The sequence below is a fragment of the Vibrio sp. RM-69-4 genome (assembly GCF_024743775.1).
GTDB classification, from domain to species: Bacteria; Pseudomonadota; Gammaproteobacteria; order Enterobacterales; family Vibrionaceae; genus Vibrio; species Vibrio anguillarum.
Genome location: NZ_JAMQXI010000007.1, coordinates 136,666 through 151,103 on the forward strand (window position 1 = coordinate 136,666; position 14,438 = coordinate 151,103).

Annotated in this window: 13 protein-coding genes; 7 read left to right on the forward strand and 6 right to left on the reverse strand. The window is 46.6% G+C overall.

The window, feature by feature from the left end; translation table 11 throughout:
- Window positions 1–56: 56 nt before the first annotated feature.
- Window positions 57–2,405, reverse strand: a complete 2,349-nt coding sequence (gene mrcB / locus NB504_RS00610; protein WP_258428078.1) for a penicillin-binding protein 1B — start codon at window positions 2,403–2,405, stop codon at window positions 57–59.
- Window positions 2,402–4,870 carry an ATP-dependent helicase HrpB gene (gene hrpB / locus NB504_RS00615; protein WP_258428079.1) on the reverse strand — a complete coding sequence of 823 codons (2,469 nt, stop codon included), beginning with the start codon at window positions 4,868–4,870 and terminating at the stop codon, window positions 2,402–2,404. Before hrpB ends, mrcB begins: the two co-directional genes overlap by 4 nt.
- A gap of 55 nt (window positions 4,871–4,925) precedes the next feature.
- Here hrpB and sfsA point away from each other — a divergent pair, with 55 nt between their 5' ends.
- The 7 genes from sfsA to panC all read left to right on the forward strand — a co-directional run bounded on the left by sfsA (window position 4,926) and on the right by panC (window position 10,873).
- The gene (gene sfsA / locus NB504_RS00620) at window positions 4,926–5,666 is read left to right on the forward strand and encodes a DNA/RNA nuclease SfsA (RefSeq protein ID WP_017048364.1); all 741 of its coding nucleotides are present in this window, start codon (window positions 4,926–4,928) and stop codon (window positions 5,664–5,666) included.
- Between the two features lie 139 nt (window positions 5,667–5,805).
- A complete protein-coding gene (gene dksA / locus NB504_RS00625) occupies window positions 5,806–6,252 on the forward strand; it encodes an RNA polymerase-binding protein DksA (RefSeq protein WP_013857662.1) in 447 nt (148 codons plus the stop codon).
- A gap of 92 nt (window positions 6,253–6,344) precedes the next feature.
- Complete coding sequence (gluQRS, locus tag NB504_RS00630; RefSeq protein ID WP_019283262.1) at window positions 6,345–7,214, forward strand: tRNA glutamyl-Q(34) synthetase GluQRS; 870 nt, start codon at window positions 6,345–6,347, stop codon at window positions 7,212–7,214.
- Window positions 7,215–7,321: 107 nt separating this feature from the next.
- Entirely contained in the window at window positions 7,322–8,683 is a 1,362-nt protein-coding gene (gene pcnB / locus NB504_RS00635; RefSeq protein WP_026028232.1) for a polynucleotide adenylyltransferase PcnB, read from the forward strand.
- Window positions 8,680–9,186 carry a 2-amino-4-hydroxy-6-hydroxymethyldihydropteridine diphosphokinase gene (gene folK / locus NB504_RS00640; RefSeq protein WP_258428080.1) on the forward strand — a complete coding sequence of 169 codons (507 nt, stop codon included), beginning with the start codon at window positions 8,680–8,682 and terminating at the stop codon, window positions 9,184–9,186. Before pcnB ends, folK begins: the two co-directional genes overlap by 4 nt.
- A complete protein-coding gene (panB, locus tag NB504_RS00645) occupies window positions 9,186–9,980 on the forward strand; it encodes a 3-methyl-2-oxobutanoate hydroxymethyltransferase (protein WP_010319550.1) in 795 nt (264 codons plus the stop codon). Before folK ends, panB begins: the two co-directional genes overlap by 1 nt.
- Window positions 9,981–9,991: 11 nt before the next feature.
- Entirely contained in the window at window positions 9,992–10,873 is an 882-nt protein-coding gene (gene panC, locus NB504_RS00650) for a pantoate--beta-alanine ligase (protein WP_010319549.1), read from the forward strand.
- 263 nt (window positions 10,874–11,136) lie between these two features.
- Here the strand turns inward: panC and NB504_RS00655 are convergent, their stop codons facing one another.
- The 4 genes from NB504_RS00655 to NB504_RS00670 form a co-directional block, all read right to left on the reverse strand.
- Window positions 11,137–11,565, reverse strand: coding sequence for an N-acetyltransferase (locus tag NB504_RS00655; RefSeq protein ID WP_017049057.1), 429 nt, complete (start codon window positions 11,563–11,565; stop codon window positions 11,137–11,139).
- A gap of 84 nt (window positions 11,566–11,649) precedes the next feature.
- Complete coding sequence (locus NB504_RS00660; protein WP_017049058.1) at window positions 11,650–12,510, reverse strand: helix-turn-helix domain-containing protein; 861 nt, start codon at window positions 12,508–12,510, stop codon at window positions 11,650–11,652.
- A 78-nt stretch (window positions 12,511–12,588) separates the two neighbouring features.
- Window positions 12,589–13,407 (reverse strand): GNAT family N-acetyltransferase, encoded by an 819-nt coding sequence (locus tag NB504_RS00665; protein ID WP_017050940.1) that lies wholly within the window; start codon window positions 13,405–13,407, stop codon window positions 12,589–12,591.
- A 230-nt stretch (window positions 13,408–13,637) separates the two neighbouring features.
- The gene (locus NB504_RS00670; protein ID WP_017050941.1) at window positions 13,638–14,234 is read right to left on the reverse strand and encodes a tyrosine-type recombinase/integrase; all 597 of its coding nucleotides are present in this window, start codon (window positions 14,232–14,234) and stop codon (window positions 13,638–13,640) included.
- Window positions 14,235–14,438 lie beyond the last annotated feature (204 nt).

The window sequence follows — 14,438 nt, forward strand, 5'->3', positions numbered from 1 at the left end:
GTTTCACGACTCTTCCTTAAATCCCTTTTAAATCAATTTAATATAAACTCCCCCAGCTACCACTGAAAGAGATTTTTTAACCATTGTCCTGGTTGTTTATCACAGCTCTGTTTCAATGCGCCGCTTTTATCCCACATGGGCAGTTTAAATTCGTTGTGACAATCTTGGACTAATTCCCCCTCAGCACTGGTTTTAAAGCCAATCGTGGTAATGCCTTGCGGCCAAGGAAGAAGTAATTTTTCTGGGATCCGATGTTGTAAATATTCCGCGTACACCCGTAATGCACCACTCGAACCCGTAAGTTTGATCGGCTGATTATCATCGCGGCCAAGCCAAACTGTGGTGACTTCACGGCCATCCACCCCGACAAACCAACTGTCGCGGCTATCGTTAGTGGTACCAGTTTTCCCCGCCAATGCCGCCCAAGCGAACTGGTTATTGAGATAGCGCCCGGTCCCTTCAAGTACTCCTCGCTTCATCGCATAAGTTGTAAGCCACGCCGCTTGCTGCTCAACGGCTTGGGATACTTTGGGAATTGATTGATAGAGCACATTGCCCTCTAAATCCAGTACCGAGCGCAGCGCCGATAAGGGCGCTTTTTTACCCGAGTTGGTTAAGGTTTGGTACATCTGCGCCACTTGATAAGGCGTCAGAGAAAACGCGCCAAGAAACATCGACGGTACAGGACGGATCTCCTCTTTGTTGACACCGAGCCGCACCAAAGTGTCAGAAACTTGTTCAATCCCAAGCTGCATGCCCAATTGTACCGTAGGCACATTAAGTGATTTGGCTAACGCGAGATACAGCGGCACTTCACCACGGAACTGACGATCAAAGTTGCGCGGTGACCACACTTCGCCTTTGTTCCCTTTGAGTGTGATAGGTTTATCGATAAGCGTGCTGGCTAAGTTGTATTTATCTGGCTGTGCGAGTGCGGTGAGATAGACCGCTGGTTTGACTAACGAGCCGATAGGACGGCTTGCATTTAAAGCGCGGTTAAAGCCGTCATAACCGGTCTGTTTACCGCCAACCATGGCACGGATCTCACCACTGGTTCGATCAACAGCGATTGCTGCGGCTTCTAAGTTTTTCCCCGCAGTTTTGGAAAGCACTGGAATTTGTCGATCAATCGCCAGCTCCAATTTGGCTTGCGAAACAGGATCGAGCGAGGTAAAAACGCGCAAGCCAGTATCCGCTTTGAAGATCTCGCCCACTTTCTCTTTCAGTTCAATTTTTAACTGCTGAAAATACGCGGGCTGCCGGCTGGCAATGTGAGGATGCTTTTGCACATCTAACGGTCGACTGGCCGCTTGTTCAAACTGTTTAGCCGTCAAAATATCTTGCTGCATCATCAGCTTTAAAACCAAGTCGCGACGCTCTTTAGCACGTTCAGGGTAACGCGCAGGGTTATAATAAGAAGGCCCTTTAACCATGCCCACTAACAACGCTAATTGATCAATGCGCAATTCTTGCAATGGTTGACCGAAATAAAGCCGTGAGGCGAGGCCGAAACCGTGAATCGCCTCACCGCCACTTTGCCCCAAATAAACCTCATTTAGATAGGCTTCTAAAATGCGATCTTTACTGTAGCGGTAGTCGATAATGAGCGCCATATAGGCTTCACGCACTTTACGCCATAAGGTTCGATCGCTGGATAAGAAAATATTTTTTGCCAGCTGTTGAGTTAACGTGCTGCCGCCTTGCACGGTGCGCCCAGCCTTAATGTTGGCCACTAAAGCACGGGCAATCGCAAATGGAGAGATGCCATCATGTTGATAAAAATAGCGATCCTCGGTCGCAAGCAACGCATCCACCATCACTTCAGGAAACTGATCACGACGTAAAAATAGCCGCTGCTCATCGTTACCTTTTTCAAGCATGCCGAGCATTTTGGGCTCAATACGCAAGTAACCTAAATCCCCTTTTTGCTCAAGAGATTGGATACGGACTAAACCGCTGTCATTAAAATGGAGCATCACATGGCGGTCAGGCTCAGGGCCATCGGCAAACTCAAAAGGGCGGCGGATGATCTCAATTTTGCTTGATGATGAAGAGTACTCGCCAGCATAGCGTGGTTGGTTCACTTTGCGATAGTTGAGTACATCAAGCTCATTGCGCAGCTCTTGCAGCGGGATGTCATCACCGGGTGCTAAATTCAAAATGCGCGCATACACAACGGTCGGTAAATCAAAAAGCTGACCTTCGAAGCGTTGTTTAACCACGCTATTTAGGTAAATACCAACGAACAACAGCACTGCGGCCAGTGCAAGGCTCAGTTTCCAGCCAATACCCCACACAATTTTCCACCATGCTTTGCGTGGCGGTGAAGGCTTCTTAGCCGGGCGACGTGAAGGTTTTTTTACGCTATTTTTTTGAGTGCCCGTAGGCTTTTTCTGGGTTGTCATTGTGCTAATTGCCGCTTAGTTTTCGTCGTCGCTATGTGGTTGGCAGGATCATCAGGCCAAACGTGTTTTGGGTAACGCCCTTTCATCTCTTTTTGTACTTCTTTATAAGCACCCTGCCAGAAACCGGCGAGATCTTGAGTTACCTGCAAAGGCCGCTGAGCAGGTGAGAGCAGTTCCATCACCACTTTTTTGCGCCCTTGAGCGATGGTAGGGGAATCTTGCTCGCCAAACATCTCCTGCATACGGACCGACAGCATCGGCTCCGCGCCCAGTTGATAACGAATGGCGGCTCGATTACCTGTGGGTAGCGGGTGGTGAGTTGGAAGCCAGCGATCAATCTCTTGGTTTAATGGCCAACCTAAATAGGCATTGAGCGCATCAAAAAGCGGTACTTTCGCTAACGCTTTGACCGATTTTACTCCGACTAAATAGGGGGCTAACCAAATTTCAAGATCATCAAGCAGCGCTTGTTCCTCGACAGCAGGCCACGCCGCTTCCGGTAGCCATTGCGCAGCGCAACGTATGCGCGTTAATAAAGCGCTCGCCGCTTCGCTCCACTGTAATACCGATAGCCCCTTGCGACGAACATAATTGAGCAAAGCTTGCGTCATTTTTTCATGAGCAGGCTCTGGCAGCGCTTCACGCTCAATGACCAATTTACCGCACAGGGTTAGCTTTTCCGCGCACAGTTTCCCTGCTTTCTCATCCCAATCGACTCGTTCTTGCGTACTAAATAGCTCCGGAAAATGGGCTTGCAGTGCATCCATATCCAACTCTGTCGCAACAAAGATTTGGCTCGCTTGTGAGCCGCTGCGCATTAAATCCACCACCACTAAATAGTGTGCGCCCGCGAGGCGTTCATCGTCACGCATTTGCGCACCGTGACCATTCGCCAGTAAAAACTGCCCCCGTTGCGACTCGCTGCGACGCTGGGCAATACGATCGGGAAAAGCCAAACTCAGCACCAACGCCAGCAATGATTCATCCACTTGTGTTAGCTGAAATTGGCCACCGAATGCGCGCACAAGCGTCGTGGCACGCTGATGTAGGTTTTGTGTTTTAGGGTGAGTCGCTTGCTGCCAACGCATTAAGCTATGTTGTAAATCCAGCACATTACGCTCAGGCTCTTCCAATAAAGCGGTCACAGCGAGCGCCGTATTGAGCATTGAATCACTCGTTTCATGGGCGTTGAGCAGCATACTCACCAGCCTTGGTTCCACACCGAGTGACTGCGCTTTTTTACCCAATGCGCTGAGCTGCTGTTTGCTGTCCATCAAACCAAGCGTATGCAATAGACTCCAAGCTTGCTGCATCGCTGCTGGTGGTGGTGTATCCAGCCAAGGCAAATCGTTGACCGACACCACACCCCACTGCGCAAGCTCCATCGCTAAAGGCGCTAAGTCACTGTGCAATATTTCCGCGCTCGGCACTTGGGGTTGCTGCTTATATTGTGCTTCGCTGTAAAGGCGCAAACAGATGCCAGGTTCTAGGCGTCCGGCGCGCCCCGTGCGTTGCTGCGCCGATGACTGGGCAATTTTCACTTGCTCTAAACGAGTGATGCCCGTTTTAAGATCAAACTTCGCTATCCGCTCTAGCCCTGCATCCACCACTAAGCGTATCCCCTCAATGGTCAGCGATGTTTCGGCAATATTAGTCGCTAGCACAATTTTCCGTTTGCCTGCTACTGCAGGCGCAATCGCTTTTTGCTGCGCTTGTAGACTCAACTGCCCGTATAAAGGACAAATATCAAACTCATCGGCTAAGTGTGCGAGCTGCTGTTCAAGCTGTTTAATGGCTGAAACGCCAGGTAAAAAAGCCAGCAGAGAGCCACTTTCAGCTCGCATCAAGCCTTCAATCTGTTTGCTCATCGTCGGCACAAGATAATCATTGGCTCGCAGCGGTGCATAGCGCACTTCAACCGGATAAGCGCGACCTTCAGATTGCACATAAAGTGCTTGGGGTAATAATGACTGCAATGCCAGTTGATCTAAGGTTGCCGACATTACGACGATTTTAAGATCTTCTCGCAGAGCTGATTGCACTTCCAAACTTAATGCGAGAGCCGTATCCGCGTGAATACTCCGCTCGTGATACTCATCGAAGATCAAGAGATCGATTCCGCTTAGCTCAGGATCGGTTTGGATCATACGTGTCATGATCCCTTCTGTCACAATTTCAAGCTGTGTCGCTGCGCTGACTTTACTCTCACCACGCATACGATAGCCGACGGTTTGCCCAACACTCTCACCTAATTGCTGTGCTAAATAGCAAGCAATATTGCGCGCCGCCAAACGACGCGGTTCAAGCATGATGATCTTACCCGTGAATAATTGCGCTTTTAATAGCTGTAACGGGAAATGGGTCGACTTACCCGCGCCAGGAGCGGCTTTGACAATCATCTGTGGGTGAGCTTGTACTCCCGCCAGCAGCTCGGGCATCACAGCTTGAATGGGCAATTGTGACAATGTGCAATCCTTATGGTTAAATGGCGGCAACATTGTACATAAAAACAGTAGATAAATGCAGTTCAATCCTCCACTTAGATCCGCGACCTTACTCAAACGCTACAAGCGTTTTTTGGCCGACATTGAGTTTGCCGATGGTCAACAAGAGACTATTCACTGCGCCAATACTGGCGCGATGACGGGCTGCGCCGAGGCGGGTAATCGTGTCTGGTTCTCCACCTCGGACAACCCTAAACGTAAATACCCACACAGTTGGGAGCTGACTGAAACCCAGCAAGGCCACTGCATTTGCGTCAACACGGCTCGGGCGAATACGCTGGCAGTAGAAGCGATTCAAAACGGCATCATCAAAGAGCTGCAAGGATATGAGCAATTACAAACTGAAGTGCGCTACGGCCAAGAAAATAGCCGAATTGATATCTTGCTCAAATCACCCTCTAAACCGACGTGCTATATAGAAGTGAAAAGCGTCACCTTATTGGATGAACGTTACTCTCCACACGACGATATCGCCTGCAATTCAGGACAAGGTTATTTCCCCGATGCCGTTACAACGCGTGGACAAAAGCATTTGCGTGAATTAACGGAAATGGCAAAAAGTGGAAGCAGAGCAGTACTTTTGTTTGCTGTTTTGCATTCAGGGATTGAAAAAGTCTCGCCTGCACTCCATATAGACGCAAACTATTCACTATTATTGAAACAAGCGCAAAAAGAAGGGGTGGAAGTACTGTGCTACAAGGCTGTACTTTCAAGGAATGAAATCAAGCTCGTTAACACTGTAGAATTCGCCCATTAGCGACAAAAAATTGATGGCGCCTTCACATTGACAATAAGTTTACGATTGAGTGTTTGCCTCCTATAGATCTTTTTGCTATAGATACCCGCCTAAAATTAGCTGCTCGCGCAGTTGACTAGGTGTTAGTAGGAGATGCTGCATGCCGGAATTAAAGAAAAAAGCGATAGGCATCCTAGCCATTGCAGGTGTTGAGCCGTATCAGGAAAAGCCAGGTGAAGAGTATATGTCACCTGAGCAAATAGCTCACTTTACAAAAATTTTAAGTGCTTGGCGCAACCAACTTCGTGAAGAAGTTGAGCGTACCGTTCACCATATGCAAGATGAAGCCGCAAACTTTCCCGATCCCGTTGATCGCGCTTCTCAAGAAGAAGAATTCAGCTTGGAATTGCGTAACCGTGACCGTGAACGTCGCTTGATCAAGAAAATTGAAAAAACATTAAGCAAAATTGAAGAAGATGATTTTGGTTTTTGTGAATCTTGTGGCGTGGAAATCGGCGTTCGTCGCTTAGAAGCTCGACCAACGGCGGACCTTTGCATTGACTGCAAAACGCTAGCCGAACTTAAAGAAAAACAGATGCAAGGTTAATCTTACCTTTTGTTTGTGTTAAAAAAGGGAGCTAAAGCTCCCTTTTTGTTTTCACTCGATACCCAAATAACTTGTAACTTGGATGAATCGCAATGCACTATATTGGCCGATTTGCCCCATCACCTTCAGGCCCACTTCATTTTGGTTCTTTGATCGCTGCACTTGGCAGCTACTTTCAAGCAAAATCACAGCAAGGTAAGTGGTTGGTTCGCATCGAAGATTTAGATCCGCCAAGGGAAATGCCAGGAGCCTCCACCCTGATACTTCAAGCCATTGAAGCCTATGGTTTGCATTGGGATGGCGAGGTGGTTTATCAAAGCCAGCGCCACACTTTATACCAAGATCAAATTGAGGCTTGGCTTGAATCAGGGCAAGCCTATTATTGTGATTGCACGCGTAAACAAATTAAACAGATGGGTGGCTTTTATCCCGGTACATGCCGCTATAAAAAACCAACATTAACCGAAGATTGCGCGGTTAGGTTGCGTGTTGATACACCGGTAGAGTCATTTTTCGACCAAAAACATGGCGAAATTCACATTCCTAAAGCATTAGCACAGGAAGACTTCATCATTAAGCGACGTGACGGTTTATTTGCTTATAATCTTGCCGTAGTGCTCGATGATATCGATCAAGGAGTGACGGAAGTGGTGCGGGGAGCCGATTTAATTGAACCAACAGGACGACAAATCAGCTTGTATCATTGCTTACATAAAACTCCGGTAAGCTACCTTCACCTGCCGCTCGCGATGGATGGTAATGGCAATAAATTATCCAAACAGAATCATGCCACAGCCATTGATATTCAAAACCCTAAACCTACCTTGCTTAAGGCAATGCGCTTTTTAGGGTTTGAGATAAAACAAGAGATTAGCGACGCTTCCATCGATGAAATTATCTTTTGGGGCAGTCAGAATTGGCACGTTGAACAACTCCCTCGGGAGACCGAGATCACACCGTGATTCTCAAAAGGCTATCCTTACGCTATGATTAGCCGCAAAATCGTCCCGAACGGGCACTTTAAATAACAAAAGCAAGGTTGGCAAAAACCAATTATTGCCAGATGCACATGAATAAAAACGACTATACACCACGCGAAAATCGCGTTTACCAAGACTTAGCTCTAAATATTATCACTCGTGATGAACACAATATTTCGCGCAAGCAAATCAGCGATAATGCGCTCAAGGTGCTATACCGACTTCATGGCGCAGGTTTTGACGCCTATTTAGTCGGTGGTGGAGTACGCGACCTACTATTAGGTGAGACACCAAAAGATTTTGATATCGCCACTAATGCAACACCAGAGCAAATACGCCAACAGTTTCGCAATTGCCGCTTGATCGGCCGTCGCTTTCGCTTAGCGCACATCATGTTTGGCCGCGACGTAGTGGAAGTGGCGACTTTCCGTGGACACCATCAAGAGCCGAGCCAAAACGTCTCAGCACAATCTGAAGCGGGTATGCTGCTTCGTGATAACGTCTACGGCACCATTGATGAAGATGCTGAACGCCGTGACTTCACGATTAACGCCATGTATTACAACATCGGTGATTACAGCATTCATGATTATGCTGGCGGCATGGACGACTTAGAAGATAAGCTCATCCGCTTAATTGGCGATCCTGAAACGCGCTACCGTGAAGACCCAGTGCGCATGTTGCGTGCGATTCGTTTTGCGGCCAAGCTCGATTTCGATATCGAAGAAGAGACTGCCGACCCAATCGAACATCTTGCTCCTTTACTGCAAGATATTCCTGCGGCACGTTTGTACGAAGAATCGCTAAAGATGCTGCAAACCGGCCACGGTTTAGAAACCTACCACTTAATGCGTGAGTACAACCTGTTCCAGCAGTTGTTCCCTGTGATAGCTCAAGAGTTCACTCCAGACTACGACTCGCACACAGAACAGATGTTGGATCTGGTCTTAGACTCAACCGACCTGCGTATTGAAGAAGGTAAACGCATCAACCCAGCCTTCATGTTTGCGGCCATGTTCTGGTACCCGACAGTGAAACTGGCTGATGCGTTAATGCAGCAGCGTAATTTCGCCTATTACGACGCCGTCATGGAAGCGAGTAACCTCATCCTTGACCAAGTGGTGAAAACCCTTGCCATACCTCGTCGTCATACCGCGACAATTCGCGAAATTTGGCAATTGCAGTTGCGCTTACCACGTCGCAATGGGAAACGCGCCTTCCGCCTTATGGAGCTCAACAAATTCCGAGCGGGTTTTGATTTTCTACAAATGCGTGGCGAGATCGAAGGCGGAGAGACGAAGAAGCTGGCTGACTGGTGGACAACGTTTGAAAGCGCCGGGCGAGATATGCGCCAAGCGATGGCAAATGATTTGGAAAGTGGCGCAAGTAACAAACCCAATGTACGCCGCCGCAGAAGCCCACGTAATAAAAAGAGCCGCCCAGAATCATGATTCTCGTTTATATTGCTGTTGGCAGTAATTTAGGCGACCCAATCGTGCAAGCTAAGCAGGCCATTGAAGCCTTGAAATGTTTGCCACACTCTCGATTTTTAAGCGCCTCATCCTTGTACAGTAGTACACCGATGGGGCCACAAAACCAGCCCGATTACATCAATGCGGTGGTTGCGATAGAAACCGATTTAACGCCACTTGAGCTGCTCGATTGCACCCAAAATATCGAGTTAGAGCAAGGGCGAGTTCGCAAAGAAGAACGTTGGGGGCCAAGAACGCTCGATCTGGATATTCTTCTTTACGGCAATGAGGTGATCGATTCCGAGCGATTGACCATTCCTCACTACGGAATGAAAGTACGTGAATTCGTGCTCTATCCGCTCGCCGAAATTGCACCAAGTTTACAACTCCCTGATGGGACTGAGCTCAATCAACTGTTACCGCTCGTCGAACGTAACGGGCTCGGTATTTGGCACTCGCCAGCGCCTCGTAAGGACATTTAATGAAAAAAATCACCATAAACGATCTGATCCAATGGAAACAACAAGGTCGTAAATTTGCAACCGTCACCGCGTATGACGCAAGCTTTGCTCAGCTTTTTGAAAGCCAAGAGATGCCTGTATTATTAGTGGGTGATTCTCTAGGCATGGTGCTACAAGGTCACACAGATACCCTACCCGTCACCGTCGAAGAGATTGCCTACCACACACGCAGCGTGCGTGCTGGTAGCCCTAACTGTTTATTGATGGCTGATATGCCTTTTATGAGCTATGCCACACCACAACAAGCCTGTGAAAGCGCCGCTAAATTGATGCAAGCGGGTGCAAATATGGTCAAAATCGAAGGTGGTGATTGGCTAGTAGAAACTGTGAAAATGCTGACTGAACGCGCGGTTCCGGTTTGCGCACACCTTGGTTTAACACCACAATCGGTCAATATTTTTGGTGGCTATAAAGTACAAGGCCGCGACCAAGAAAAAGCAGACCGAATGGTCAAAGACGCGTTGGCGCTCCAAGAAGCGGGCGCACAAATTGTGTTATTAGAGTGTGTACCGGCCAGCCTAGCAGCGCGAATTACCGAAGTGCTTGATGTGCCAGTGATTGGCATTGGCGCAGGTAACGTGACCGATGGACAAATTCTAGTAATGCACGATATGTTCGGAATTTCGGCGAATTACATGCCAAAATTCTCGAAAAACTTTCTTGCTGAAACAGGGGATATGCGTAAAGCCGTCGCAAAATACATCGCAGATGTAGAAAGTGCCGCTTTCCCTGATGACGCTCATACCATCGCCTAAAGGAGATATTCATGCAAACTTTTGCTGACATTTCAGCTCTTCGCGAGCAGATCAAACAGTATAAGCGTGAAGGCCGCCGAGTCGCTTTTGTACCGACCATGGGCAATTTACATGAAGGCCACTTAACCCTAGTGCGTAAAGCACGTGAAGAGGGCAATGTGGTCGTGGTCAGTATTTTTGTTAACCCGATGCAATTTGACCGCGCGGATGACTTAAATAACTACCCGAGAACACTGGATGAAGACTTAAGTAAACTCAACGCGGAAGCGGTTGATTTGGTCTTTACCCCAACCCCAGAAATAATGTACCCGCAAGGATTAGAAAAACAGACCTTTGTTGAAGTACCGGGGCTTTCTCATATGCTAGAAGGCGCATCAAGACCAGGGCATTTCCGTGGCGTTGCAACCATAGTCGCTAAGCTGTTCAACATAGTGCAGCCGAATGTTGCCTGTTTTGGTGAAAAAGATTTTCAACAGTTAGCGGTGATCCGCCAAATGGTCAGCGATCTTTGTATGGATATCGAGATTGTCGGCGTCCCTACCGTCCGTGAAATGGATGGCTTGGCGATGAGTTCACGTAACGGGCTGCTGACGTTAGATGAACGCCAACGTGCACCTGTCCTTGCTCGCACCATGCGTTGGATAAGCAGTGCACTGCGTGGTGGCCGCGACGATTACGCGTCGATCATTGAAGATGCCAGTGACCAATTGCGCGCTGCTGGGCTACAACCTGATGAGTTGTTTATTCGCGATGCCAAAACGCTGCAACTGATCTCTAATGAGACCACACAAGCGGTGATCTTAGTGTCTGCATTTCTGGGTAAAGTACGCTTAATCGACAACCAAGTGTTGGAATTTAGCGCCGAAACGAAAGCGGACCCTGAAGAAGAGTAATTGCTATTTCAAGTGATGAAGTGATGAAGTGATGAAGTGATGACTCATTTTCACTTCAAAACCCTATATTGCAAAGTTCGCCCATAAGGAGCGACCTTTTTTGTATCGTTATTTAACTGAGGTTAACGCGATTATCGGAGAACAATATAGTTTGATCATTTTTGAGGTTCGTTACTACTAAGATTGACGAAATGACAATAATAAATAGAGATTAATTTCTAGCTCATTTTTGGACAAAAGTGAGCTAACAACAACTCCAGTGACTAATATCGATCCCACTTCATCATGCACTCAGGATGTCCCGTATGCTCATCCAACTGCTCACTGATGGTGATAAACCCTTGCTTTAGATAGAACTGATAGCTTGCGTGATTGGCTTTATATACAGAAAGAGTTAGAGTATTTCTTTGAGGCTTAACATGAGCGATTAACTCTTTACCAATACCTTTACATTGATGCTCTGGTGCAACAAAAATTGCCGCTAACATGTCTTCGTATAGCGAGTAGAACCCTACAATCTCACCATTTTTTTCATATACATAAGTCTCTGAGGCAGGGATGTAGATATCACGCATGCTGGGAACTTGTGACTTCCAGAACTCTGGCGATACAAAACCGTGAGCCTTGATGGATGCATTAAGCCAAATTGTTAAAATGCGTTCAATATCTGTTGGCTTGAGTTTTCTAATCATTCCGATATTCCGTTGGTAAATTGTTTGGTATTGCCTGATATTATCCAAATTAAACGGTTCTGAGATTGAACATTTCCGACAATCTCAATCGTTGCTAGCTGTGATACCACCATAGACATCAATTGTTAACCCTCGCTCTTTTTCATAGGTTTTCGGCGTTAATCCTAACTGCTTTTTTAGGTAGCGGATTAAATGGGGTTGGTCACTAAATCCAAATCTGAACGCAATATCTACCCAGTCGAGTGCGTCTGAGTCTCGCTGATAAATATACTCTAACATCACCTCTAATCGATTCATGGATTGGCACTGCTTCAGCGTCATTCCAGTCACACGCTGAAAGCTTCTCTCTAAGGTTCGTTGTGAGCAAAAAAGCCGCTCTCCCAAATCAGAGATGGGGGTATTATCAAGATGCTTCAAAGCTTGCCGAGTAAGTTCACTGTGCTTATCTTCAGAGCACAGTTTGAGCCACGGTGTTAATTTCGTATCGAGTTGATCAACACAATTATTCGGGTCACTTTGAGCAAGAGTAATTAACTCATCTAAATCCAATAGATTATAAAGCCTGTCACCGCTTGCTACCTCTTCAACTTGATCGAGTAACATGGATTGCTCTAAAAGAGCCACTTGCTTCGAAAATTGGGGCAAGCTATACAAGGCTCCAGTATGAAATTTAATCCCAAGATGAACGAACGGATTGGTATGATCTAGTGCAACGGTTTGTTGATGGGGATAGAGCCAATGACTTCCTAATCCTATAGAAGCAGCCGAATTGAAATCATAACGATAGCGTTGATTTTTGGGCGAAATGATTAAGTGAGCACAAGGGTCAGGGTTAAGCTTCGGGAATGGATAGCTCTCGGCATTCGGTTGTTTTTCAATCAGCCAATAGCATTGAACATACTTAGCGACAGTTGGAGCTTTCGGTGATAATAACCAATGGAGCATCTAGAATTCCTATAACTTGATGAGGGACGCCCATTTCAGAGCAGCCTAGCATAGCCAGAAATAGTTTGTGATTCGTTACTATAGTTCGAATTCAATCTGGACAATACGATTGACTGCCGTGAGACCCGCTCGTTTTATTGCCTTTTGCGCACCTACATTACTGCTCTCGGTAGAACAAATTGGCGTTAAGTTACGCTCATTGGCGCTTTTTACGAGCCAGTGAAGCACTTGAGTAGCAATGCCTTTCCCACGTTGTGACTGCGCGACAATCATGCCCAGATCGGCATATTCCGTTTGAAATTCGTCGAATAAGCGGCATTCACCTGCGGCAAGTAGTTCTGTTCCCTGCCAGTAACCAAATAGTTCTTTGCAATTGATTAGGTTGTTGTAATAGCCAGTTAACCATTCTTTGGGTGCTCCAATGTTAGCCGCAGCAAATTCAACAAACTGCTCCAATTGATCAGTGGATGCTTGCTGTAGTTCAACGTTACATTGGACGTTTTCATCGCTTTTTTCCATCTGCTGATACATCAACGCATTGACTGTAAACTGTAAAGAGTTATCCATGCACAGCGATAGATATTGAGTCTCAGCTGTGCTAACAAAAGCGCCTTTAACGTCACCAATGACAGAGCTGTTTCCATCAGTAATTAACGTAAATAAATCTCTTTGATCGGTGTTCGCCTCGGTGGATAGATAAAATTGCAGCATATAACCATCACTGTTGATACAGCAGTATCCTACAAGAGCACCTTGTTCATAGAACCCGTAGTGAGTCGCCATTGGTACAAAACCGAAATGCCACATACCGTCTAAGGGTGCGGTGGATTGAGCAAAGTACACTTGTTTTAGGGAATGAATCTGTTCTAGGTTATCGATTGGTTTAATGTTTAACATCGTTTTTATCCTGCATGCTATACAATGACTCTTCAAGTGAGCATTGCTTTTCGATGTCACACATCATAGTTCTTGCTCTTAGCTAAAGATTGAATAAAAACGACAGTTTTCACTACGTATCATCAAAGCTTTGTGCAGCCTTACCTATCCAAAATAAGAGAAGCTCTGAATTGTTTTGGGCCACAGGCTTTTCAGAAGAAAAGCCTGTGGCAGCTCCTGTCTCCTGTCTGTCAGCAGTCTGTTTTCTCAGACAACCTCAGAGCGTCTTCTAGCTCAACGCCAAGGTATCGAATTGTGTTATCTAGCTTCGAATGTCCAAGTAAGATCTGTACGGCCCTGATGTTTTTCGTTCTGGCATAGATTAAAGTGGCTTTGGTGCGGCGCATGGAATGAGTGCCGTAATAGTCAGCATTCAGTCCCAGTTTTGCAGCCCAATTCCTGATAATTGAACGATAGAATGAGTAGCTGATAGGTTGCCCAGTGCGTCGGCTACTCGGGAATAGAAAACTGCTTGCCTCTAGAGATGCTGCAAAAATCCATCGGCTAATACTTTGCTGTGTTCTCGGAGTAATCTCATAGTGGACATCGGTGCCAGTTTTTTGCTGGATGCACTGAACCCTTTCATAGATAACTCCTTGCGAAGAAACATCGTAAACGTGTAGTTTTAGCAAATCACTCGCTCTTAACTTGCTATCTATAGCTAGGTTCAGTAGTGCGAGCTGCATCAGATCATTTTCAATCTCTAGCCTAGTTCTGATCCGCCAGATCTCTTCAAGCTTAAATGGCCTTTTGATGCCACTGCATTTTCCAGATGATAACTTTCTCATGATGACCTCCTCTCAGTGTTTTTGGTCAACATGAAGTTTGGCAGTAACATTTAGTAGGGTTCAGGAAGATCTGAAACGTCGGTGGACATTTGTGAGTCAGTGACTTTTCTAAATTAGAAAAATATGGATAACTACAGGTATGGAAAGTCACTTAGAGTGGTGTCCAGTATTGATGGTGCAGATCAGTTCTAACCAGAAACGGGG

Bases quoted from the DNA above. Each gene is read 5' to 3' on its own strand.
- mrcB (WP_258428078.1), bottom strand. From the start codon at position 2,405: ATGACAACCCAGAAAAAGCCTACGGGCACTCAAAAAAATAGCGTAAAA.
- sfsA (WP_017048364.1), top strand. From the start codon at position 4,926: ATGCAGTTCAATCCTCCACTTAGATCCGCGACCTTACTCAAACGCTAC.
- dksA (WP_013857662.1), top strand. From the start codon at position 5,806: ATGCCGGAATTAAAGAAAAAAGCGATAGGCATCCTAGCCATTGCAGGT.
- gluQRS (WP_019283262.1), top strand. From the start codon at position 6,345: ATGCACTATATTGGCCGATTTGCCCCATCACCTTCAGGCCCACTTCAT.
- pcnB (WP_026028232.1), top strand. From the start codon at position 7,322: ATGAATAAAAACGACTATACACCACGCGAAAATCGCGTTTACCAAGAC.
- folK (WP_258428080.1), top strand. From the start codon at position 8,680: ATGATTCTCGTTTATATTGCTGTTGGCAGTAATTTAGGCGACCCAATC.
- panB (WP_010319550.1), top strand. From the start codon at position 9,186: ATGAAAAAAATCACCATAAACGATCTGATCCAATGGAAACAACAAGGT.
- panC (WP_010319549.1), top strand. From the start codon at position 9,992: ATGCAAACTTTTGCTGACATTTCAGCTCTTCGCGAGCAGATCAAACAG.
- NB504_RS00655 (WP_017049057.1), bottom strand. From the start codon at position 11,565: ATGATTAGAAAACTCAAGCCAACAGATATTGAACGCATTTTAACAATT.
- NB504_RS00660 (WP_017049058.1), bottom strand. From the start codon at position 12,510: ATGCTCCATTGGTTATTATCACCGAAAGCTCCAACTGTCGCTAAGTAT.
- NB504_RS00665 (WP_017050940.1), bottom strand. From the start codon at position 13,407: ATGTTAAACATTAAACCAATCGATAACCTAGAACAGATTCATTCCCTA.
- NB504_RS00670 (WP_017050941.1), bottom strand. From the start codon at position 14,234: ATGAGAAAGTTATCATCTGGAAAATGCAGTGGCATCAAAAGGCCATTT.